Source organism: Wenjunlia tyrosinilytica, from assembly GCF_014646055.1.
GTDB lineage: Bacteria > Actinomycetota > Actinomycetes > Streptomycetales > Streptomycetaceae > Wenjunlia > Wenjunlia tyrosinilytica.
Genome location: NZ_BMMS01000008.1, coordinates 1 through 21,211 on the forward strand (window position 1 = coordinate 1; position 21,211 = coordinate 21,211).

Genomic DNA, 21,211 nt, shown 5'->3' on the forward strand with positions numbered 1-21,211 from the left:
CGGACGCCTCCCTCGTGGCCGTCGGCAACATCCACGGCCAGGGCGAACTCCTACTCGAACACCTCGCCGAACTACCCCCCGACGACTCCGAGGACCCGGACGACCAGGGCCGCGGCGGCGGTCCCACGCCGCCGCACGCCCACACCGCGGCGCCGCCGCACCAGGCGCACGACAACGGCGGACCGTACCAGCAGCCCGGCCCCCAGCAGCCCGGCCCCCACCAGCCCGTGCACCACCCGCAGGTGCAGCAGCACCCGTTCCCGCATCAGCAGTACCGGGGCGCCGCGGCCCAGCCGGGCACCCCCGCGCACCGGACTCAGCCGCACCAGACACCTCCCCATATGACGCCGACCGCACCACCCGCCCCATCCGGGGACGGACCGTGGTTCCGCCCTGGAGACACCCTGTGATTCCCGCAGTCCTCACCCCCGAGATCGCCGCGATCGGTATCGCGCTCGGGCTGATGTTCTCGCTCGTCTGCTACCTGACGACCAACCTCTCGCCCGGCGGCATGATCACCCCCGGGTGGCTGGCGCTGACCCTGGTCGAGGACCTGCAGCGGGCCGCGATGGTCCTCGGTGTGACCGTGCTGACCTACGTCTGCACCGTGCTCGTGAACAAGGTCGTGATCCTCTACGGCAAGCGCCTGTTCGCCGCGGTCGTCCTGACCGGCGTCATCCTCCAGGCCGGTGTCTACCTGATCCTGCAACGAGAGTTCCCGCTGCTGTACGCGAACCAGACCCTCGGCTTCATCGTCCCGGGCCTGATCGCCTACCAGCTGCAGCGCCAGCCCAAGGGCGCCACGCTGCTGTCCACCACCACGGTCACTCTCGCCAACTACGTCGTCCTGATGGCGGGGCTGCTGCTCGGCGTCATGCCGACCGCCTGACCCCATCGACCCGCGGAGCCGCCCGATGTCGAACCGCAAGCGCAAGAAGTCCAAGGCCGCCCTTCACGCCCTCGTGATCGCCGCTCTGCTCGGAGCGAGCGGCTTCCTGACCGTGGAGATGCAGAAGAAGAAGGAGGAGGGCCGGATACCGGACCTCGACGTCGCGACGGCCCCGCACCCCAACAAGCAGGTGTCCACCAAGAGCTACCGCTACGAGCGGCTGACCAAGCCCGCTCGCACGGTCGTGCGCGAGGGCGGCGGCTCGGTCGTGGCCACCTTCACCGACGGCGCCCGCACCGCCAACCTGACCGGTCCCACCCGCACCTTCTCCGAGCCGCGCACCACCAAGGAGAAGGTCGTCACCGACCAGTGGGTGCGGCTGCTGCCCCAGCCGTGGACCAATGGCGCGGAGGAGACCTCGTGGTTCAAGGACTGGTTCAAGAAGAACCTCGGCAGCAAGTCCGACGACGTCTTCGCGGTGGCCTTCCAGTACGGCGACAAGGCCCCCACGCACAAGAACGACGCCGGCCAGCGCTCGCGCGGCGACGCGATCTTCGGCCCCATCGACCCCAACGGGGTGGCCGTCGGCGACCAGCGCAAGGAGCAGTCGGACTTCTACGACTACCTGGGCGTGGCGTGGCAGTTCAAGGACGGGGTGCTCGAGTACCCGGAGCAGGAGAAGTACGGCGCCCTGGACTGCTCGGGCTTCGTCCGCATGGTCTACGGCTACCGCATGGCCTACCCGCTCAACGGCAATGACCTGTCCACCGACGACGGCCTGCCCCGTACCGCCAACGGTATGGCGACCAAGGGCCCGGGCGTGCCCGTGCTGCCGCTGAAGAAGACCGGCAACAAGGACCCGCTGTACTTCTACGCCCGTCCGACCTCGATCGACGTGCTCCAGCCCGGCGACCTGATCTTCTTCGAGATCGACCGCCGCACCGGCACCCGGATGGACCACTCCGGCATCTACATGGGCCTGGACACCGCCGGCCACCCGCGGTTCGTCTCCAGCCGTGAGGAGGCCAACGGTCCGACGATGGGCGACCTGGGCGGCGACTCCCGGCTGGACGGCAACGGCTACTACGCGAAGTACCTGCGCACGGCCAAGCGCCTCTAGCCGCGGCCTGCCGCGTCGAAGACCGGGGGTGCCCCGGTCCTGGACGCGGCCGCCCCGGCGGTCACCTCTGGGTGGCCGCCGGGGCGGCCCTGCGGACGGTGATGACGCGGTCGGTCAGCTCCAGGCGAGCGGCCTCCGGCTCGTCGTAGCTGAGCAGCCGGTTGCCGCGCTTGACCGCGATGACGAGGTCGGCGCACTCGCGGGGCGAGCGACCGGCCTCGGCCTTCGTCACCGGCCGCTCGATCAGGTCCAGGCCGGTGCCGGAAGTGATCAGGTCCTCCATCACCTCGCCGACGCTCGGGCTGAGCATGGACAGCCCCAGCAGACGTCCGGCCGCGGTGGCGGTGGTGATCACCGAATCGGCGCCCGACTGGCGCAGCAGCGGGGCGTTCTCCTGCTCGCGCACGGCGGCCACGATCGTGGCGCCCTTGTTGATCTGCCGGGCGGTGAGGGTGACCAGGACCGCGGTGTCGTCGCGCTGGGCGGCGATGACGATCTGCCGGGCGCGCTGGGCCTCGGCACGCAGCAGGACCTCGCTGCGGGTGGCGTCGCCCGCGACTCCGGCGAACCCCTCGGCGTTGGCCGCCTCGATCGCCTTGCGGTCGGGGTCGACCACGACGACACGGTCCTTCGGGGTGCCCCGCCGGACCAGGGTCTGGGCGGCGGAGCGGCCCTTGGTGCCGAATCCGACGACCACGGTGTGATCTCGCAAGGTGGCCCTCCAGCGGCTCTGCCGCCAGTGCTCGCGGGTGTGTTGGGTCAGCACCTCCAGGGTGGTGCCGACCAGGATGATCAGGAAGAGCACCCGCAGCGGTGTGACCACGAGGATATTGATCAGCCGCGCCGAGTCGCTGAACGGGACGATGTCGCCGTAGCCGGTCGTGGAGAGCGTGACGGTGGCGTAGTAGACCGAGTCGAGGAAGGAGACCTCGTCGTCCGCGTTGTCGTGGTAGCCGCCGTGGTCCGCGTAGACGACGAGCACCGTCAGGAACAGCACCCCGAGCGCCATCACCAGGCGGCGCAGCACCTGCCTCAGGGGACTGACGGTCAGATGGGGCAGCGTCACCTGATGCAGGAGCGCGAGTTCCTTCTCGCTGCCTCCGCGTACCGCTACCACCGCAGTTCCAGGATCTCCACGTCCGCCCCGGCATCCGCCCCGCCGGGGGCGATCACGGCGAACGCGTCCGCCGCCGCCAGGCCGCGCAGCATCGCCGGGCCGTGGAAGCGCAGCGCGCTCGCCCCACCGTCGTCGTGGAGCGTGACGGGCACCAGTCGGGTGTCGGCCGGGTGGCCGGGGACAGCGGTGGTCAGCGCGGCGGCGTAGGCGTCGGCGCGGGGGAGCCCGGCCAGGGTGCTCAGCAGCGGCTCGGCGAGGGTGAGGACGCCGGAGACGGCGGCGAGGGGGTTGCCGGGAAGGCCGACGAGGTGGCGGCCGCCGGGGAGCACCGCCAGCAGCATCGGGTGGCCGGGGCGCACGGCGACACCGTCGACCAGCAGACGGGCGCCGAGGTCGGAGAGGACGGAGTGGACGAAGTCGACCGGGCCGGAGGCGGTGCCACCGGTCGTGACGACGACGTCCGCCGTGCTCGAGGAGACGGCCTCGCGCAGCGCCTCGCGGGTGTCCCCCACACGGCGGGTGCCCAGGACATCGGCGCCCAGGCCGCGCAGCCACGGAGGCAGCAGCGGGCCCAGGGCGTCCCGCACGTGGCCGTCACGGGGCAGTCCGGCGGGCAGGAGCTCGTCCCCGAGGACCAGCACCTCGACGGTGGGGCGGGGGACGACGGTGAGCGCGTCGTAGCCCGCGGCGGCGGCAAGGCCCAGCACGGCGGGGGTCACGGGGCAGCCCGTCGACAGGAGCTCGTCGCCGGTACGGCACTCCTGGCCGCGCGGGCGGACGTCCTGGCCGAGCCCGGGCGCCCTGGCGGCCGTCAGGATGCCGCCGAGCACCTCCCCCTCCTCACTGCGCAGGACCGCCGTGGCGCCGCGGGGGAGCTGCGCGCCCGTGGCGATACGGACGGCCGCGCCGTCCTCCAGGGGGCGGGGCGAGCTGTCCCCGGCGAGGATCGCGCCTCCGAGCCGCCAGGGGCCGGGGCCCGCGACCGCCCAGCCGTCCATGGCGGAGGTGTCGAACGCGGGGAGGTCGGTGAGCGCCGAGAGCGGCCGGGCGAGGACATGGCCGAGGGCTTCGGCGAGCAGCCGGGAGTCCCGGGGCAGCGGCCGGGCGGCGGTCCGTGCGGTGCGACGGGCCTCGGGCCAGGGCGCTGCGCCGGGCCGGTGGGTTGGCTGCGGGGACACCTTGGGCACCTCGGCCGGAGCGGTCATGCGTCGTTCTCGTTCTTCTTGCTCTCGTTCTTCTCGGGCTCGTTCTTCTTGGGCTCGCTCGTGCCGTGCTCGGCCGCCCAGGCCAGGGCGAGGGCCTGCGCCTTGCGGGACGCCTCGGCGACGGCGGCCGGGCCGCCGCCCGCCCGGGCGGCCGCGTAGCCGACCAGGAAGGTGGTCAGCGGCGCGGCGGGCCGGTCCACTCCGTGCGCGGCGTCCCGCGCGAGGTCGAGCAGGCCCTTGATGTCGACGTCCAGCTCGATTCCCAGCTCGGCACCAACCGCTTCGATCCATCTCTCCAGCACGCTCACGCCCCCATGCTCCCCGATCCTCGCTCGTGCCGTGGTGACGTCGTCCCAGGTGTCGCAGTCGAAGGCCGATCCCGCCGTGTCCGCCAGTCGGCTCAGCGACAGCTCCGAGACCAGCAGGCGCAGCGGAAGGCCGTTGATGCCGCCGTGCTCGGTGGCGATCAGGGCGAGTTCGCGGCGCAGTGACTCGGTGCGGTAGGCGGCTGCCAGCGGCTGGTCGCGTCCCTGCCCGTCGGTGAGGAGGGCTCCGTCGTACCCGTGGCCCTCGTACACGGCTCCGTTGTTCGCGACTGCGCCGTTCGCGGCTCCGTTGTTCGCGGCTCCGCCGTTCTTGACCGCGTGCTGCGTGACCGCCGCGAGCAGGGCCCGGACGGTTTCGGTGTCGATGAACGGCAGATCCGCCGCCAGGAGCACCACCAGCGGAGCCTCCACGTGGTGCAGGGCGGCGGCGAGCGCCGGGAGGGGGCCCCCTCCCGGCGGGTCCTCTCGGGCCCACTGGACCGGCCGCGCCGTCGGGCGGCGGGGGCCCACCACGACCGTGGAGCGGGCGTCGGCGCAGGCGGCGAGCGCGCGGTCGAGCAGGCTGGTGCCGCCGACGCTCAGGGCGGGCTTGTCCACACCCCCGAGACGGCGGGCGGCCCCTCCGGCGAGCACCACGGCGTCGAAGTCCATGGCGTCGAGTATCGCCGACGGGACCGGGCCACCGGGAGGCGCGGCCCCCTGTGCACGCCGTACGGCGGATGCGGGGCGGCTAGATGTGCCGCAGAAGCGCCGCGGGCTGCTCGACGCAGTCCGCGACGAAGCGCAGGAAGCCGCCCGCCGTGCCTCCGTCGCACACACGGTGGTCGAAGGTGAACGACAGCTGGGTGACCTGGCGGACCGCCAACTCCCCTCCCACCACCCATGGCTTGGGTGCGATGCGCCCGACGCCCAGCATCGCGGCCTCGGGGTGGTTGATGATCGGCGTCGAGCCGTCCACACCGAAGACGCCGTAGTTGTTGAGGGTGAAGGTCCCGCCCGTCAGCTCGGCGGGGGTGAGGGTGCCCTGGCGGGCGGCCTCGGTGAGGCGGGCGAACTCCGCCGACAGCTCCGCGGTGGTCATCCGGTGCGCGTTCCGGACGACCGGGACGACGAGGCCTCGCTCGGTCTGCGCGGCGAAGCCGAGATGGACCGCGGGGAGCTGGACGATCTCCTGCCGGTCGAGGTCGACGGTGGAGTTGAGCGCCGGGTGGCGGGCGATCGCCGCCGTGGTGATCCGGGCGAGTACGGCGAGCAGGCTCACCTTCTCGGCCCCGGCCGCGTTCATCGCGGCACGGGCCGCCAGCAGCTCGGTCGCGTCGGCGTCCACCCAGCAGGTGGCGTCGGGGATCTCGCGGCGGCTGCGGGAGAGCTTGTCGGCGACAGCGCGGCGCAGGCCCTTGAGGGGGATGCGGACGGCTTCTTCCGCGGCCTGCCCGGCGGTGTCCGGGGCTGTCGCGCTCGGGGCGGTCGCGCTCGGGGCGGCTTCGACGCTCCCGGCGGCGGGCCCGGCCACCGCTCGTTCGACGTCCGAGCGCAGGATCAGGCCGTCGGGACCGCTGCCGGTGAGGGTGCGCAGATCCAGGCCGTGCTCCCGGGCGAGTCGGCGCACGAGCGGCGAGATGACGGCGACGGGGCCGATGGCGGCCGGTACGGGTTCGGGCGGGGGCGCCGGCTCGGGGCGCACCGGGGCGGCCGGGGGCCGCGCCGGGGCCGAGGAGGCCTTGGGGCGCACCCTGCGGCGGCGGGTCGTGGCGCCGGACGTACCGTAGCCGACGAGGACATTCCCGGAACCGCTGTCGGCATCGTCCGCGCCGACGGCGCGGTCCCCGTCGCCAGTGCTCCGCCCGCCACCGGCGGACGACTCGGGCTCGCCCACCGCCACGGTCACCAGCGGGCTTCCCACGGGAACCTCGGAGCCCTCCTCACCGAAGCGGGCGGTGACCACACCCGCGTACGGGCAGGGCACCTCGACCACGGCCTTGGCGGTCTCCACCTCGACCACGTGCTGGTCGACGGCCACATGGTCGCCGACCTCGACGAGCCAGCGGACGATCTCCGCCTCGGTCAGTCCCTCCCCGAGGTCCGGGAGGAGGAATTCACGAACGACTGCCATCGTCAGCGACCACCCTCCGCGCCGCCGGAGCCGATCGTCACTTCGGACTCCCACTGCAACCGGGCCACCGTGTCGAGGATCCGGTCCACACTCGGCAGGTGGTGCCGCTCCAGCATCGGCGGCGGGTAGGGGATGTCGAACCCGGCCACCCGCAGCACGGGCGCCTCCAGGTGGTGGAAGCACCGCTCGGAGATCCGGGCGGCGATCTCGCCGCCGGAGCCGCCGAAGCCCTGCGACTCGTGGACGACGACCGCGCGGCCGGTGCGGCGCACGGACGCGCACACGGTCTCGTCGTCGAACGGCACCAGGCTGCGCATGTCCACGACCTCCAGCTCCCAGCCCTCCTCACAGGCCGCCTCGGCAGCCTCCAGGCACACGGGCAGGGAGGGGCCGTAGGTGACCAGCGTCGCCGAGTGCCCGGTGCGGCGCACGGCGGCACGGCCGATGGGGGGCACCGCCTCGGGCTCCGCCGCCGACCATCCGGCCTTGGACCAGTACAGGCGCTTGGGCTCCAGGAAGACCACGGGATCGTCGGAGGCGATGGAGGCGCGCAGCAGCCCATAGGCGTCCGCGACGGTCGCCGGGGTGACCACGTGCAGGCCCGGCGTGTGCAGGTAGTAGGCCTCGGAGGAGTCGCTGTGGTGCTCCACGCCGCCGATCCCGCCGCCGTAGGGGACGCGGATCGTGATCGGCAGGGGCATGGCGCCGCGGGTGCGGTTGCGCATGCGGGAGACATGGCTGATGAGCTGCTCGAACGCCGGGTAGGCGAAGGCGTCGAACTGCATCTCCACCACCGGCCGCAGCCCGTACATCGCCATTCCCACGGCGGTGCCGAGGATTCCGGCCTCGGCGAGCGGGGTGTCGGTGCAGCGGGACTCGCCGAACTCCCCGGCCAGGCCGTCGGTGATGCGGAAGACACCGCCGAGCGCGCCCACGTCCTCACCGAGGATGTGGACGGTGGGGTCCTCCCGCAGGGCGTCCCGAAGCGCCGAGTTGAGCGCCTGCGCCATGGTGGCCGGCTTGGCCGGGGCGGACTTCGGGGGCCGACGGGTCGCCGTGGTCATCGGCCCGCTCCTTCGTGGTCGTGCCCGTGCCCGTGCCCGGCCTCGGCGTCGAGTTCGGCACGCAGCATGGCGGCCTGCTCGCGCAGTTGGGCCGTCTGCTCGGCGTAGACATGGGTGAACAGGTCCATTGGGTCGAGCACCGGGTCCGCGTTCATGCGCTCGCGAAGGTCGGCCGCCATCGCCTCGGCGGCTTCCTTGGCCTCGCGCACGCCGTCGTCGTCGAGCAGGCCGAGCTCGTAGAGCTGCCGCTCCAGCAGGGCGACGGGGTCGTGGTGGCGCCAGGCATCCACCTCGTCGGCGCCCCGGTAGCGGGTGGCGTCATCGGCGTTGGTGTGGGCGTCGATGCGGTAGGTGACGGCCTCGACGAGGGTGGGTCCGCCGCCTTCACGGGCGCGGCGCACGGCGTCGGAGAGCACGGTGTACATCGCGGCGGCGTCATTGCCGTCCACCAGCCGACCCGGCATGCCGTAGCCGACCGCCTTGTGGGCGAGCGAGGGCGCATGGGTCTGCTTGGCCAGGGGCACGGAGATGGCGAAGCCGTTGTTCTGCACGAGGAAGACCACGGGGGCCTGCCAGACGGCGGCGAAGTTCAGGGCCTCGTGGAAGTCGCCCTCGCTCGTGCCCCCGTCCCCGACCATGGCGAGCGCCACGGTGTACCCGGAGTCACCCCCGTCCCCGCCCTTCTCCCGTTGCCTGTCCCCTGCGGTCGCACTCCGGCTCGACTCCGCTCCGGCCGGATACCCCTCCCTCGTCCCTCGGTCGGGCCCTCCAACCTGCGCTGCATCTCGCCTACGCCGCTCCAAGCCACCTGCGGTCGCACTCCGGCTCGACTCCGCTCCGGCCGGATACCCCTCCCTCGTCCCTCGGTCGGGCCCTCCAACCTGCGCTGCATCTCGCCTACGCCGCTCCAAGCCACCTGCGGTCGCACTCCGGCTCGACTCCGCTCCGGCCGGATACCCCTCCCTCGTCCCTCGGTCGGGCCCTCCAACCTGCGCTGCATCTCGCCTACGCCGCTCCAAGCCACCTGCGGTCGCACTCCGGCTCGACTCCGCTCCGGCCGGATACCCCTCCCTCGTCCCTCGGTCGGGCCCTCCAACCTGCGCTGCATCTCGCCTACGCCGCTCCAAGCCACCTGCGGTCGCACTCCGGCTCGACTCCGCTCCGGCCGGATACCCCTCCCTCGTCCCTCGGTCGGGCCCTCCAACCTGCGCTGCGTCTCGCCTACGCCGCTCCATGTCCTGCTTGAGGCGCGCCGCGTGCGCCAACCCCACCGCATGGGGCATCTGCGTGGCCAGGGGGGTGCTCAGCGGGGCGACACGGTGCTCGGCCGGGTCGTAGCCGGTGTGCCAGTCGCCACGCAGCAGGGTCAGCGCCTCCACCGGGTCGACGCCCCGGGCGGTCACGGCCAGGGTGTCGCGGTAGCTGGGGAAGAGCCAGTCCCGCGGGCCCAGGGCCAGGGCGGCGGCGACCTCGCACGCCTCCTGCCCGGTGCTGGACGGATAGACGGCCAGCCGGCCCTGCTTGGTCAGCGCGGTGGCCTGGGTGTTGTAGCGGCGGCCGGAGACGAGACGGCGGTACAGGCTCCGCAGCAGATCGGGGTCCATGTCCCTGGCGGCGGCAGTGCCCAGCACGCGCAGCGGCTCGGTGTCCGGAAGCAGCGGCTCGGGCTCGACTCGCGGCCGCCAGGCGGGCGCGCCGTCGGCACTGGGGCCGGGGCCGGGCTGCTCGAGGACGGTCATGACGAGCACCTCCTGATGAAAGGGGGTCGAGCGGAGCGCGCAGTGTTGCTGCTACCTACCGATTGTTCGGTTGAGTGACTCACTTTGGCCACACCTGGGATCAGGCGGTGGACAAACGGCCCTCTGGGGCTTCTCCTGGAGTCAGGACGTCCACAAAGGGGAGGCTCGGGGGCATGGCGGCTGAACAGATGGCCGGGGACGACAAGCGCCCGGCCGGCACCCGGGATCTCGACGCCATCGACCGGGCGATCCTCAGGCTCCTCCAGGAGGACGGCAGGGCCTCGATACGGTCCGTGGCCGACCGCGTCCATGTGTCCCGGGCCAATGCCTACGCACGCATCAACCGGCTGATCGACGAGGGTGTGATCCGTGGCTTCACCGCCCGCGTGGACCATGAAAGAGCAGGTCAGGGCGCTTCGGCGTACATCACGCTCAAGATCGTCCAGAACTCGTGGCGGACCGTCCGCGAACAGCTGAGGGCCCTGCCGGGCGCGGCCCACATCGCCCTCGTCAGCGGCGACTTCGATGTGCTCCTGCTCGTGCACACCCCGGACAACCGGGCGCTGCGCGAGCTCGTCCTCACCCGGATCCAGAACATCCCGGAGGTGCTGAGCACGCGCACCCTGCTGGTGTTCGAGGAGACCGATCTGTCGGTGACCGACTCCCCCTGAGTCCTCCGCAGCCCTGAGTCCAGCGGCGCCGGCGCCCTGAGTCGTCGCCGCCCGGCCGGGTCAGTGATCGGGGCCGGGGGCCAGCAGTCCGTCGAAGGCGAGTCTGGCCACGGCGTCCGCGATCTGGTCGCGGTGCTCGAGGCCGTCGCCCTTGGGCCGGTACCACTCCACTATCGAGTTGATCATCCCGAAGAGCAGCCGGGTCGCCAGCCTGATGTCCACGTCCGAGCGCAGATCGCCGTCGTCCGCGGCCGCCCTCAGCAGCTCCGCCACCTCGTGGTCGAACTCCCGGCGACGCTCCAGCGCCCACCGCTCCGTCCTGGTGTTGCCGCGCACCCTCAGCAACAGCGTCACATACGGCAGCTCGGCCAGCAGCACCTCGACCGTGCGGTGGACGACGTACTCCAGCCGCTCCACGGCACTGCCGCGCTTGGCCGCGGGCTCCTCCAGCGTGCCGAACAGCCCGTCGAGCGCACGTCCGACCGCCCGTTCCAGCAGTTCTTCCTTGCCGCGCACATGGTGGTAGATCGACGACTTGGAGATCCCGGCGGCCTTCGACAGATGCTCCATGGAGGTACCGTCGTAGCCGCGCTCGTTGAAGACCTCCACCGCGACCGCGAGCAGCGACTCGGTCGTGTACGCCTCTCGCCTGCCCCCGGGGGCGGCCTCCCGCGCGGGAGCCGGTTGTGCCATGGTCACGATTATCCCCCGTCCGGACGTTCGGTCGAGCCCCGTTCCATTCCTCGGACTCCCGCCACGGGCCCTAGGATCGCTGGTGGCGTCGCTGATCGACAACTCGGCGGGCCTTGCCCACCGACCGCTCCAGCGCATGCGGGGGCGACCGCAGTGGGGTGTCCGTGGTCCCGGAGGAGGCATGGACCCGGACCACCCGCTCGCGGCACGGCCAACATCCCGAACGGGTAGTTCTCCCGCAGGTCCTGCTTGGTGGTGAACGGGAAGCGGGCCAGGTCCTCGAGTGCGCGGCAGTCCTCGGGATGGACGCCCGCCGCGTCCAACGGGGCCCGGTAGTGCGGAACATGCTCATGGACATGCGCCAAGGTCCCGCGCAGCCGGGCCGGCTGAACGGCGCCCAACTCGTCCCGCGAGGCCCTCTCCATCGGGTCGTAGGGCTCGCTCTCACTCATGGCGCCGACTCCGCTCCACGGCCGCGCGGCGCCGCAGCCGCACGCAGGGCGCGTACCGGCCGCCCGGATGGAGCGCGCCGAGCGCGTCGAGCAGGTCCACGACTCGGGCGGCGGTCAGCCGCCGGCCCCACTCCAGCGGCCCCAGGGGGTAGTTGACGCCGAGCCGCATCGCGGTGTCGACGTCCTCCGGTGAGGCGACGCCCCGCGCGACGGCGTCGTTGGCGAAGTCGACCAGCATGGCCACGGTCCTGGCGACGATCATTCCGGGGATGTCGTCGATCAAGCTGACCTGCTTGCCGAGCGCCTGGAAGAGCCCGGCCGCCTCCTCGACGGCGCTCGGTGGCGCGGTGTCGGAAGCGGCCAGCGCGATCCGTCCGGCGGTCCGGTAGTCCAGCGCCAGGTCGAAAAGGACGACCGGGGGGCCTTCGGCGGTCGTCGCGGGAAGCCCGGTGGTCAGGCGCAGCACGGCCCCACCGGGGAGCTCCAGCCGGCCGGGGGAGCCGGGGACGCCCGATCCATGGCCCCCTTGCTCCTGGCCCCCTTGCTCCTGGCCTCCCTCTGGGCCTCCTTGCTCCGGGCCTCCCTGTTCCGGGCCTCCCTGTTCCTGGTCTGCCTGTTCCGGGCCTCGCGCGCCGTGGTCCTGGCCCCGCACGACCTCGATTCCGGCCTCCTCCAGCATCGGCACCAGCTCCACCGCCGGTCCGAGGTCGCCGTGGAGGACGACCGACTCGGGGGCCTTGGCGGGCGCGGCCGTGTGCGGTATCGGCCGCTCGGCGCCCTCGCCGTAGGCGTACCAGCCGTGCCCGCTCTTGCGCCCGATGCGGCCCGACTGGACGAGCTGCCGCTGCGCGAGCGAGGGGGTGAACCTGGGGTCGAAGCCGAACGCCGTCCAGACCGACGTCGTCACCGCCTCGTTGACGTCCTGCCCGATGAGGTCGGTGAGCTCGAACGGCCCCATGGCGAACCCGCCGCTCTCGCGCAGCACGGCGTCGATCGTCGCCGGGTCGGCCCCCCGCTCCTCGTACACGCGGAACGCCTCGGCGTAGAACGGGCGGGCGACGCGGTTGACGATGAAGCCGGGGCTGTCGGTGCACCGCACCGGTGTCTTCCCCCAGGCCCGCGCGGTCGCGTGGGCACGGTCCGCCGCGGCCCGGTCGGTGGCCGCTCCCGAGACCACCTCGACCAGGGGGAGCACGGGGGCCGGGTTGAAGAAGTGCAGGCCCACGAAGCGGCCCGGCAGGCGCAGCGGGGCCGCGACGGCGGTCACCGGCAGGCTGGAGGTGTTCGTGGCGAGCAGGCAGTCGTCGGCGACGACGCCTTCGAGGTCGGCGAAGAGCCGCTGCTTGACGGCCAGGTCCTCGACGATGGCCTCGACCACGAGTCCGGCCGGGGCCAGTTCCGACAGCTGCCCGGCGGCGACCAGCCGGGCACCGGCCCCGGCCCGTTGCTCCGCGCTCATGCGGCCCTTCTCCACCAGCCGGTCGAGCCGCTCGCCGATGGCCCGCGCGGCCCGCTCCGCGGTGCCGGGCGCGGCGTCGTAGAGCAGAACGGGGTGTCCCGCGGTCAGCGCGACCTGGGCGATTCCCCGCCCCATGGTGCCGCTGCCGACCACGGCCACGGTCCGATCGAGTGAGAGCTCGTCCATGCGCAGACCAGTCCCTTTCCAGGCGGCTCGGGTCGGCCCCCTTGTACCGACCGACCATTCGGTTAATCTAGCCTCACTGTCCGTTCCAAGCCCAGACCCCGACCGGCGAGGAGTGCAATCGCATGGCAACCGGCAACGTCGCCAGTGAGCTGATCGAACGCCACCGCGCGACCCTCGACAAGGCCCTGGAAGCGATCCGCACCCGCGAGTACTGGTCGCCGTTCCCCGAGCACCCGAAGGCCTACGGCGAGACCGGGCCGGCGGACGGCAAGGCGGCGTTCGAGTCGAACCTCAACCGCGATTTCGAGCTCGCCCAGCCGGGCGAGACCGGGGAGCGGGTCGGCGGCGAGGTCTCCCCGTACGGCATCGAGCTGGGCGTGACCTACCCGCGCGTCGACGCCGACGTGCTCATCCCCGCCATGCGTGCGGGCATCCCCGCCTGGCGCGACGCGGGGCCGGGGCTCCGGGCGGCGGTGAGCCTGGAGATCCTGGCCAGGATCAACGCCCGCTCGCACGAGTTGGGGCACGCGATCATGCACACCACCGGGCAGGCGTTCACCATGGCCTTCCAGGCCGGTGGCCCGCACGCGCAGGACCGCGGCCTGGAGGCGGTGGCCTACGCCTACGCCGAGCAGACCCGCACCCCCGTCGAGGCGCCGTGGTCGAAGCCGCAGGGCAAGCGCGAGCCGCTGGAGATGCGCAAGGCGTTCACCGCCGTGCCGCGCGGCCTGTCCCTGCTGGTCGGCTGCAACACCTTCCCGACATGGAACGGCTACCCCGGCCTGTTCGCCTCCCTCGCCACCGGCAACCCGGTCCTGGTCAAGCCGCACCCGCGCGCCGTGCTGCCGCTCGCGCTCACCGTGCGGATCGCCCGAGAGGTGCTCGCCGAGGCGGGCTTCGACCCCAACCTCGTGGCACTGGCCGCCGAGGCTCCCGGCGAGGGCCTCGCCAAGACCCTGGCCACCCGGCCCGAGGTGAGGATCATCGACTACACGGGCTCGACGGCGTTCGGCGACTGGCTGGAGACCAACGCCCGCCAGGCCCAGGTCTACACGGAGAAGGCCGGCGTCAACACCGTCGTCTTCGACTCCACGGACGACTACAAGGGCATGCTGGGCAATATGGCGTTCTCGCTGTCCCTGTACAGCGGGCAGATGTGCACCACCCCGCAGAACCTGCTCATCCCGCGCGACGGCATCGACACCGACGCGGGCCACAAGAGCTACGACGAGGTCGTCGCCGATCTGTCCACAGCTGTGGAAAAGCTCCTCGGTGACGACGTCAGGGCCAACGCCCTGCTGGGCGCGATCGTCAATCCCGACGTGCTCGCGCGCCTCGACGCGGCCAAGGGCCTGGGCGAGGTCGCGCTGGCCTCGCGCGAGGTGAAGAACCCGGAGTTCCCGGAGGCCACCGTCCGCACGCCGGTCATGGTCAAGCTGGACGCGTCCGCGCCGGACGACAGAGCGGCCTACCTGTCGGAGTGCTTCGGGCCGGTCTCGTTCGCCGTCGCCGTCGACTCGACCGCCGCCGCGCTGGAGCTGCTGCGCAGGACGGTCACCGAGAAGGGCGCCATGACCGTCGGCGCCTACACCACCTCGCCCGAGGTGGAGGCCGGTCTCGAGGAGGTCTGTCTCGACGCGTGCGCGTCGCTTTCGCTCAACCTCACCGGCGGGGTCTATGTGAACCAGACGGCCGCCTTCTCCGACTTCCACGGCACCGGCGGCAACCCCGCGGCCAACGCGGCCCTGTGCGACGGGGCCTTCGTCGCCAACCGCTTCCGGACGGTGGAGGTCCGCCGCCACGTGTAGGTCGCACACGGAAAGTGCGCCTGTTCGGTGTGTTCGGCGGCCGGGTGGCCGGTGCGGGCCCGGGGTCCTGACCTCGGGCCCGCTGCCGGTCCCCGGCCGTCGGGCATTTCGGGCATCGGCCGTCGGGCATCGGCCGGGGTGGGCAGGTGCCTACTGCCCGGCCGGAGCCAGGGTGATGCGCTGGTCCTCGACGGAGAGGAACCGCGGCAGGGGGATGCCGAAGTCCAAGGAGAACGTCAGGAGCGTGCCCTGGACCTTGGCGGAGCCCGGCTTGAAGGCGGCTCGGAAGGGCTGGTCGTGGTTGCTCCACCGGTGCTCGTTCCCGTCGCACTCGGCGACGGTGCCGCCGATGCCCGCCTCATTGCCGTCCTGCTCGAGATGGGAGCCGACGTAGACGACAGCGGGGGAGGCGTCGTCGGAGCACCGGTAGGTGCCGGACAGGGTGACCGTTCCGTTCGACGCGATGTAGCCGGTCGGGTCCACGGTGATCATGTCGCTCGGCTCGGCCAGCGCCCCGGAGGGGACGGCCACGAGGAAGAGTGTCGCGCCCACAGCGGCGCCGATGGCGTGGAAGATTCGCATGGCCGTACACGTACCTCCGCGCACGGGTTCGCGCGCAAAGGTCACCCGGTCGGTGGCCCTGTCGGCGGGAGGCAGCCACGCTCCGGTGGGGACTCGCTCCGGTGGGGAGACGCTCCGGTGGGGAGACGCTCCGGTGAGGCCCCGTCAGGCGGCCAGGATCTTCGCCTTGGCCTGCTCGTACTCCCCCTGCGTCAACTCGCCCCGGTTCTTCAGGTCCGAGAGCTTGGCCAGCTCGTCGGCATGGCTGCCCGACGACGCGGAGGCCGACTGCCGCAGGTAGGCGTCGCGGGCGTCGCGCTGCGCCAGGGCGCTGGACAGTTCGCGTTCGCCCAGGCCCCGCCCTCGGGCGATCAGGTACACCAGGACGCCGAGGTAGGGCAGGACGATGATGAACAGGATCCAGGCGGCCTTGCCCCAGCCGCCGAGGCTGTCGTCCCGGAAGACGTCACCGACGACCCGGAAGAGCAGGAACAGCCACAGGACCAGCAGGAAGAACCACAGCATGGTCCAGAAGGCGTTCAGCAGCGGGAAGTCGTCCGCCAGAAGCTCATAGCCGTCCATCGTTGTCCTCCTGACGCCCCCCAGCCGGATGAACCACTCACATCACCACATTAGGTGCAGATAGACGGTCCCTCAAACGGCGGAAAACATCACCGGTCTGATCAGCTGCCCGATCGGCGGTCCGCTCGGCGGCCGGTCAGCCGGTCAGCCGGTCCGCTTGGTGCGCTCGTAGTGGCGGGAGACCTTGGCGCGGTTGCCGCACACCGCCATGGAGCACCAGCGGCGCCTGCCGTTCTGCGAGGTGTCGAAGAAGTGCAGGATGCAGTGCCCGTTCGCGCATTCGCGGATGCGGTGGCGGCCCCGCTCGACGAGCTGGAGCAGGTCCTCGGCGGCGAGCCAGGCCGCCAGCCGGGAGGGGTCGTCCACCTCGGTCTCGGCGCCGGGGCCCTCGGCGGCCATCACCCGCCGGATCCGGCCGTGGGAGAGCACCTCGTTCAGCGGACACGTCGGGCTCAATGGGGGCGGAGGTCGGCTGATCGAGGAGCGTGCGGCTCGGGGTCGATCCCCGGTTCTCGGACGCCGGTTCAGCCGGTGCGGGACATCCAGTGGAACAGGGCCATGCCCACGCTGGTGGCCAGGTTGAAGCTGGAGACCCGGGGGCGCATGGGGACGGCGACCAGCTCGGTCGCCCGTTCCCTCAACTCCGGTGAGATGCCGTGCCGTTCCGATCCGAAGGCGAGCAGGGCCTCGTCGGGGAAGACCACCGACCGGATGTCCTCCCCCTCCGGGTCCAGGGCGTAGATCGGGCCCTGCGGCAGGTCGGGAACGTCGAGCCGCTCGACCGCGGTGGCGAAGTGCAGTCCCGCGCCGCCGCGCACCGCGTTGGGGTGCCAGGGGTCGATCTCCCCGGTGGTCACCACGCCGGTGACCCCGAACCCGGCCGCCAGCCGGACCACGGCCCCGATATTGCCGAGGTTGCGGGGCCGGTCGAGGACGACGACGGGGGAGCGCCGGGGCAGCGCGTTCAGTGTGTCGAGGTTGGCGCGGGCACTCGGCCGTGTGGCGAGGGCGGCCACGCCCGTCGGGTGGGCCCGGGGTACGAGGGTCCTCAGGATCTGGTCGGGGACCTCCACGACGAGGGCGTCGAGCCGTTCGGCGATGTCGTCCGCCAATTCGTCGGCGAGCTCGCGCGCGGCGGCCGCGTCGGTGGCGACCGCCATCCGAACGTCGGCCCCGAAGCGCAGCGCGTGCTTGAGCGCGTGGAACCCGTCGAGCAGGACTCCCTCCGACGCCGCCTCCCGCCACCGCCGGACCACATCCGCGTCCCCACCACTCACGCCGTCCACAGGCTCAGCGTACGCGCGGCCCGGGGGCCGGAAGATCCTGGTAGGACCTCCCGGCCCCCGGGTTTTCCACAGGCGCTGGTGCTGTGCTTTGCGCTACTGCCTCTTACGGCGCCGTCGCTGTGAGCGCTTCAGCTCGACGACGTCCTGCTGGACGTCCGCGAGCCGAACGCTCATGGCGCACACCACACGGGTCTGGGCCTCGATCATGGCCCTCATCTCCGCGAGCTGCGTTCCGATGACGGAGCCGCAGTACCGCTCGGCGGCCCTGGTGGCGACCTCCTCGACATGGGCGTCGATCGACCCCGGCCGCCTCTCCTCGGAATCGAGGAGATACCTCCGGACCCGCCGCGCCACCTCGCTGTCACGAAGCAGCATGCCCACGTTGAGAACGGCCCTGCGGGGGAAAACCGCAAGTCCGCGGCCCGGAACCCTTCTAAGACTCATATTGAGACTTAGAAAATCCTGCAGTTCCGCGCCCTTCAGCAGCGTGTAGCCGGCCTCCTCCAACTCATCGCGGTGCCGAGCCACGAGGTTCCTGATCGTGAGCTCAGGGACCTCGAAATACTCGGCCACCATCCGGCTGGTGACATGCAGCCCGTCAGGCAGCAGCACCAGCGCCTTGACCTTGTCCAGCGCTTCTGTTCGCTCGCTCATGCTCGCGCGCAGGGCGCGGGACTCGAGTAGTACGACCTCTGTGGTCGCCATCTCGTTCGCCTCTCGGCTTGAAGGGACAACGAACCCCTCATCCGGGGAGGAGCAGAGGCATGTCCGACCCACTCACTCGTCTACCGGGGGCTCCTGTTGCTCGCCCGGCCACCACTTCAGTACCGCCAGTTACGTATCAGCTTCTTTTCGTGCCGCCTCTGCGAACTGGAGAACGAGCGGGAGATCACATGGTGACGCTCTCGGTCTCGTCCGCCGGCTCCTCCTGGCGGGGCTCGACCGGGCGGCGGACCAGCGCGACCACCTTCGAGCCCACCCAGCGCAGGAAGCCGGTCGGCAGGAAGACCGCGTCGGCGGCGATCATCGCCAGGGAGAAGAACGGCAGGCCGAGCAGGACGGCGATGCTCGCGTGCTCGCACATCATCACCGCGAGGAGCACATTCTTGACCCGGCGGTTGAACAGCGTGAACGGGAAGGCGACCTGCACCATCACCGTGCCGTACGTGATCAGTGTGATCATCAGGCCACTGGAGCCGAGGAGGTGGGACAGGCCCGGCCAGGGGTTGAAGTAGTCGAGGTGGAACGGGTAGTACGTCGCCGTTCCGTCCTGCCAGCGCGAGCCCTGGATCTTGTACCAGCCGGCCGTGGAGTAGATGAAGCACACCTCGACCACGATGATCAGCATGGCGCCGTTGTGCACGAGGTTGGCCATGACATCGACCACCGAGCGCAGCTCGCTCTCACCCCGGCGCCGCAGCCACCACCATCCGGCGTGGATCAGCCACAGCCCCCAGAAGATCAGCCCCCAGCCGACGCCGGGGATCAGCCCGCGGCTGAAGAAGGGCAGGTCGGCGAACCCGCTGACCTGGGCGGTGAACAGCCCCACACCGACGACCGCCCAGAGAATCACTCCGGTGCGGTCGTACATCCCCGCCCCGACTTTCCCCTCGCCCTGTCTGTCCTCGCCCTCCTTCTCCTCCCGCCTGCGGCGCTCCTCCTCCCGCCTGCGGCGGGCGTCCAGCGACCACACCTGGCCGCAGCGGGTGAGCACGAGGTAGATGGACATCAGATGGATGACGTTGTCCCCGCCGTCGCCCATGAAGACGCTGCGGTTCTGCAGGGAGAGCACTCCGACCATGAAGAGCACCGACGCCAGCCGGGTGCGCCAGCCCAGCAGGAGCATCACGCTCGCGGCGATCGCACCGTGGTAGACGAGCTCTGCCCACAGCCGGCTGTCGGACCACATCAGGACGGTGAAGGCCTCGTTCCCGGCGATCAGCCGCTTCGCCAGCGCGAAGCTCCACGGGCTGGTGGTGCCGTAGAGGTCCATCCGGTGCGGCCACTCGCGCAGCAGGAAGAGGGTGAAGGTGAGCGAGAAGCCGATGCGGACGACGGCCGCCTGGTACGGGGCCAGGGCGCCGGAGGTGAAGCGGTTCATGGCCCTGGTCAGGGCGGCGTCGAACTTGACGCTCGCGTCCTGGAAGGGGGAGGGAGGAGTGTCGGTGCTCACCGGAAGTCCCTCTCAGTGAGCGACCACCAGGGCAGGACCCGGGTGGTCGGATGGGTGTTGATGTTCTCGTTGCTCCATTTGGGCGGGGCCACGGGAGTGGCGACCGACCTCAGCTGGATCTTCTGTACCTTGCCCCCGTTGAGCTCCGGCCCCATCCGGTGGGCCGCGATGCGCAGCACGTACTCCCGCGAGATGCTCCCCCGGTTGCCGAGCGACTTGTCCTGCTGGTCGTGCGAGTTGGTGTAGAACTCGAACGCCCGGCGGAGCATGTTCTGGTCGATGTGGCTGGGGGACGGGTTGTGCTTGATGGCCTTCGTGTCCTGCCCGGTGAGGTTGACCCATCCGGTGGTGAGCCGCTGCCCGCTCGGCAGCCGCACCTGGACCCTGGCGTGAACGGCGATGTTCTGCTGGAGCGGGTTGGGAGCGAACAGCTTCCAGTTCTGCTCGAACTCCGGGAAGGCGTAGTGGTCGATCAGCGTGCTGTTCTTCTTCGAGATCGTGTTCGACGGCGCCACGTGCAAGAACACCATGGCCAGATGTATGCCGACCCCGACGCACACGGCCGCCACAGTGGCGGCGATGGCTATCCGTGCCCCCAGCGACCACTCCCGACCGGTGGGCGGCTCGGACGGCACCTCTTTCTTGGTCTCTTCCGGATCCGACTCCATCGTCTCCCCACCCGCGGTGCGTGCCGTTTCGCCGCGAGGATACGGCCTTGACAGTCCGCGCCGCAGAACTCCACCATTGAACCGAACGGTCGGTCGGGTGAAAGGTCGGCGGAGAGGCTGGCAATGACGGCTATACAGGACACACCTGGCGCGGCCGGGGCCGTGGGGCTCCAGGCCGCCTTCGACGCGGCGCTGGCCAATGACGAGCGGATCGAGCCCCGCGACTGGATGCCCGACAAGTACCGCGCCACGCTCATCCGGCAGATCGCACAGCACGCGCACTCCGAGATCATCGGAATGCAGCCGGAGGCGAACTGGATCACCCGCGCGCCCTCCCTGCGGCGCAAGGCGATCCTCATGGCCAAGGTCCAGGACGAGGCCGGGCACGGGCTCTACCTCTACAGCGCCGCCGAGACCCTGGGGGTCAGCCGGGACGAGCTGCTGGACAAGCTGCACACCGGTCGGCAGAAGTACTCCTCGATCTTCAACTACCCCACCCTGACCTGGGCCGACGTCGGCGCCATCGGCTGGCTCGTGGACGGCGCCGCGATCACCAACCAGGTGCCGCTGTGCCGCTGCTCGTACGGCCCCTATGCCCGCGCGATGGTGCGCGTGTGCAAGGAGGAGAGCTTCCACCAGCGCCAGGGGTTCGAGTCGCTGCTGGCGCTCAGCCGGGGCACCGAGGCGCAGCACGCGATGGCGCAGGACGCCGTCGACCGGTGGTGGTGGCCCTCGCTGATGATGTTCGGCCCGCCCGACGCCGACTCCACCCACTCGGCCCAGTCCATGGCCTGGAACATCAAGCGCCACTCCAACGACGAGCTGCGCCGGCGCTTCGTCGACATCTGCGTGCCGCAGGCCGAGGCACTCGGCCTGACCCTGCCCGACCCCGATCTGCGGTGGAACGAGGAGCGCGGGCACTACGACTTCGGCGCGATCGACTGGGACGAGTTCAACGAGGTCCTGCGCGGCAACGGGCCGTGCAACGAGCAGCGCCTCGCCAACCGCCGGCGGGCGCACGACGAGGGCGCGTGGGTCCGCGAAGCCGCGTTCGCCTACGCGAGCAAGCACATGGAGGCCAAGGGATGAGCGGCCAAGG

General features: G+C 71.4%; 19 protein-coding genes and 4 pseudogenes. 6 read left to right on the forward strand and 17 right to left on the reverse strand.

The window, feature by feature from the left end; all coding sequences use genetic code 11:
* The 3 genes and pseudogenes from IEY86_RS10530 to IEY86_RS10540 all read left to right on the forward strand — a co-directional run.
* Positions 1–410, forward strand: a pseudogene (locus tag IEY86_RS10530) (hypothetical protein); the annotation flags it as partial.
* Positions 407–889, forward strand: a complete 483-nt coding sequence (locus IEY86_RS10535) for a poly-gamma-glutamate biosynthesis protein PgsC/CapC (protein WP_189131328.1) — start codon at positions 407–409, stop codon at positions 887–889. The pseudogene IEY86_RS10530 and the gene IEY86_RS10535, both read left to right, overlap by 4 nt.
* Positions 890–914: 25 nt before the next feature.
* A complete protein-coding gene (locus IEY86_RS10540; protein WP_189131329.1) occupies positions 915–2,009 on the forward strand; it encodes an NlpC/P60 family protein in 1,095 nt (364 codons plus the stop codon).
* A 61-nt stretch (positions 2,010–2,070) separates the two neighbouring features.
* On the opposite strand, the gene IEY86_RS10545 is transcribed toward IEY86_RS10540, so the two are convergent.
* From IEY86_RS10545 to IEY86_RS10575, 7 genes and pseudogenes are all read right to left on the reverse strand, one after another.
* On the reverse strand, positions 2,071–3,126 hold the full coding sequence (locus IEY86_RS10545; protein WP_373286987.1) for a potassium channel family protein: 1,056 nt from the start codon (positions 3,124–3,126) through the stop codon (positions 2,071–2,073).
* Positions 3,120–4,331, reverse strand: a complete 1,212-nt coding sequence (locus IEY86_RS10550; RefSeq protein WP_189131330.1) for a molybdopterin molybdotransferase MoeA — start codon at positions 4,329–4,331, stop codon at positions 3,120–3,122. The genes IEY86_RS10545 and IEY86_RS10550 overlap by 7 nt, the downstream gene beginning before the upstream one ends.
* Positions 4,328–5,308, reverse strand: a complete 981-nt coding sequence (locus tag IEY86_RS10555; protein ID WP_189131331.1) for an NTP transferase domain-containing protein — start codon at positions 5,306–5,308, stop codon at positions 4,328–4,330. Before IEY86_RS10555 ends, IEY86_RS10550 begins: the two co-directional genes overlap by 4 nt.
* A 79-nt stretch (positions 5,309–5,387) precedes the next feature.
* The gene (locus IEY86_RS10560) at positions 5,388–6,770 is read right to left on the reverse strand and encodes a dihydrolipoamide acetyltransferase family protein (RefSeq protein ID WP_189131332.1); all 1,383 of its coding nucleotides are present in this window, start codon (positions 6,768–6,770) and stop codon (positions 5,388–5,390) included.
* Positions 6,771–6,772: 2 nt separating this feature from the next.
* Complete coding sequence (locus IEY86_RS10565; RefSeq protein WP_189131333.1) at positions 6,773–7,834, reverse strand: alpha-ketoacid dehydrogenase subunit beta; 1,062 nt, start codon at positions 7,832–7,834, stop codon at positions 6,773–6,775.
* A pseudogene (locus IEY86_RS10570) lies at positions 7,831–8,523 on the reverse strand (thiamine pyrophosphate-dependent enzyme); the annotation flags it as partial. The gene IEY86_RS10565 and the pseudogene IEY86_RS10570, both read right to left, overlap by 4 nt.
* 483 nt (positions 8,524–9,006) lie before the next feature.
* Positions 9,007–9,573 (reverse strand): annotated as a pseudogene (locus IEY86_RS10575) (thiamine pyrophosphate-dependent enzyme); the annotation flags it as partial.
* Positions 9,574–9,746: 173 nt separating this feature from the next.
* On the opposite strand from IEY86_RS10575, the gene IEY86_RS10580 reads away from it, so the two are divergent.
* Entirely contained in the window at positions 9,747–10,244 is a 498-nt protein-coding gene (locus IEY86_RS10580; RefSeq protein WP_189131334.1) for an Lrp/AsnC family transcriptional regulator, read from the forward strand.
* 60 nt (positions 10,245–10,304) lie between these two features.
* Here the strand turns inward: IEY86_RS10580 and IEY86_RS10585 are convergent, their stop codons facing one another.
* From IEY86_RS10585 to IEY86_RS10590, 3 genes and pseudogenes are all read right to left on the reverse strand, one after another.
* Entirely contained in the window at positions 10,305–10,937 is a 633-nt protein-coding gene (locus IEY86_RS10585) for a TetR/AcrR family transcriptional regulator (protein ID WP_189131335.1), read from the reverse strand.
* A gap of 154 nt (positions 10,938–11,091) precedes the next feature.
* Positions 11,092–11,389 (reverse strand): annotated as a pseudogene (locus tag IEY86_RS36345) (phenylacetate--CoA ligase family protein); the annotation flags it as partial.
* Positions 11,382–13,034: a 3-hydroxyacyl-CoA dehydrogenase NAD-binding domain-containing protein gene (locus tag IEY86_RS10590; protein ID WP_189131336.1), complete on the reverse strand. Its 1,653-nt coding sequence runs from the start codon at positions 13,032–13,034 to the stop codon at positions 11,382–11,384. The pseudogene IEY86_RS36345 and the gene IEY86_RS10590, both read right to left, overlap by 8 nt.
* Before the next feature lie 122 nt (positions 13,035–13,156).
* Here IEY86_RS10590 and paaN point away from each other — a divergent pair, with 122 nt between their 5' ends.
* The gene (paaN, locus tag IEY86_RS10595; protein ID WP_189131337.1) at positions 13,157–14,842 is read left to right on the forward strand and encodes a phenylacetic acid degradation protein PaaN; all 1,686 of its coding nucleotides are present in this window, start codon (positions 13,157–13,159) and stop codon (positions 14,840–14,842) included.
* A 150-nt stretch (positions 14,843–14,992) separates the two neighbouring features.
* Here paaN and IEY86_RS10600 read toward each other — a convergent pair whose 3' ends face one another.
* The 7 genes from IEY86_RS10600 to IEY86_RS10630 form a co-directional block, all read right to left on the reverse strand.
* On the reverse strand, positions 14,993–15,424 hold the full coding sequence (locus IEY86_RS10600) for a DUF6299 family protein (RefSeq protein ID WP_189131338.1): 432 nt from the start codon (positions 15,422–15,424) through the stop codon (positions 14,993–14,995).
* A gap of 144 nt (positions 15,425–15,568) precedes the next feature.
* Positions 15,569–15,985: an SHOCT domain-containing protein gene (locus IEY86_RS10605; RefSeq protein ID WP_189131339.1), complete on the reverse strand. Its 417-nt coding sequence runs from the start codon at positions 15,983–15,985 to the stop codon at positions 15,569–15,571.
* 144 nt (positions 15,986–16,129) lie between these two features.
* A complete protein-coding gene (locus IEY86_RS10610) occupies positions 16,130–16,441 on the reverse strand; it encodes a CGNR zinc finger domain-containing protein (protein WP_373286988.1) in 312 nt (103 codons plus the stop codon).
* Positions 16,442–16,509: 68 nt separating this feature from the next.
* Positions 16,510–17,271 (reverse strand): TrmH family RNA methyltransferase, encoded by a 762-nt coding sequence (locus tag IEY86_RS10615; RefSeq protein WP_373286989.1) that lies wholly within the window; start codon positions 17,269–17,271, stop codon positions 16,510–16,512.
* A gap of 93 nt (positions 17,272–17,364) precedes the next feature.
* Positions 17,365–17,976: a hypothetical protein gene (locus IEY86_RS10620; protein ID WP_189131340.1), complete on the reverse strand. Its 612-nt coding sequence runs from the start codon at positions 17,974–17,976 to the stop codon at positions 17,365–17,367.
* Positions 17,977–18,160: 184 nt separating this feature from the next.
* Positions 18,161–19,444 carry an HTTM domain-containing protein gene (locus IEY86_RS10625; RefSeq protein WP_373286990.1) on the reverse strand — a complete coding sequence of 428 codons (1,284 nt, stop codon included), beginning with the start codon at positions 19,442–19,444 and terminating at the stop codon, positions 18,161–18,163.
* Entirely contained in the window at positions 19,441–20,112 is a 672-nt protein-coding gene (locus IEY86_RS10630) for a DUF5819 family protein (RefSeq protein WP_229698309.1), read from the reverse strand. The genes IEY86_RS10625 and IEY86_RS10630 overlap by 4 nt, the downstream gene beginning before the upstream one ends.
* Positions 20,113–20,235: 123 nt before the next feature.
* On the opposite strand from IEY86_RS10630, the gene paaA reads away from it, so the two are divergent.
* Positions 20,236–21,201, forward strand: coding sequence for a 1,2-phenylacetyl-CoA epoxidase subunit PaaA (paaA, locus tag IEY86_RS10635; RefSeq protein WP_189131341.1), 966 nt, complete (start codon positions 20,236–20,238; stop codon positions 21,199–21,201).
* Positions 21,202–21,211 lie beyond the last annotated feature (10 nt).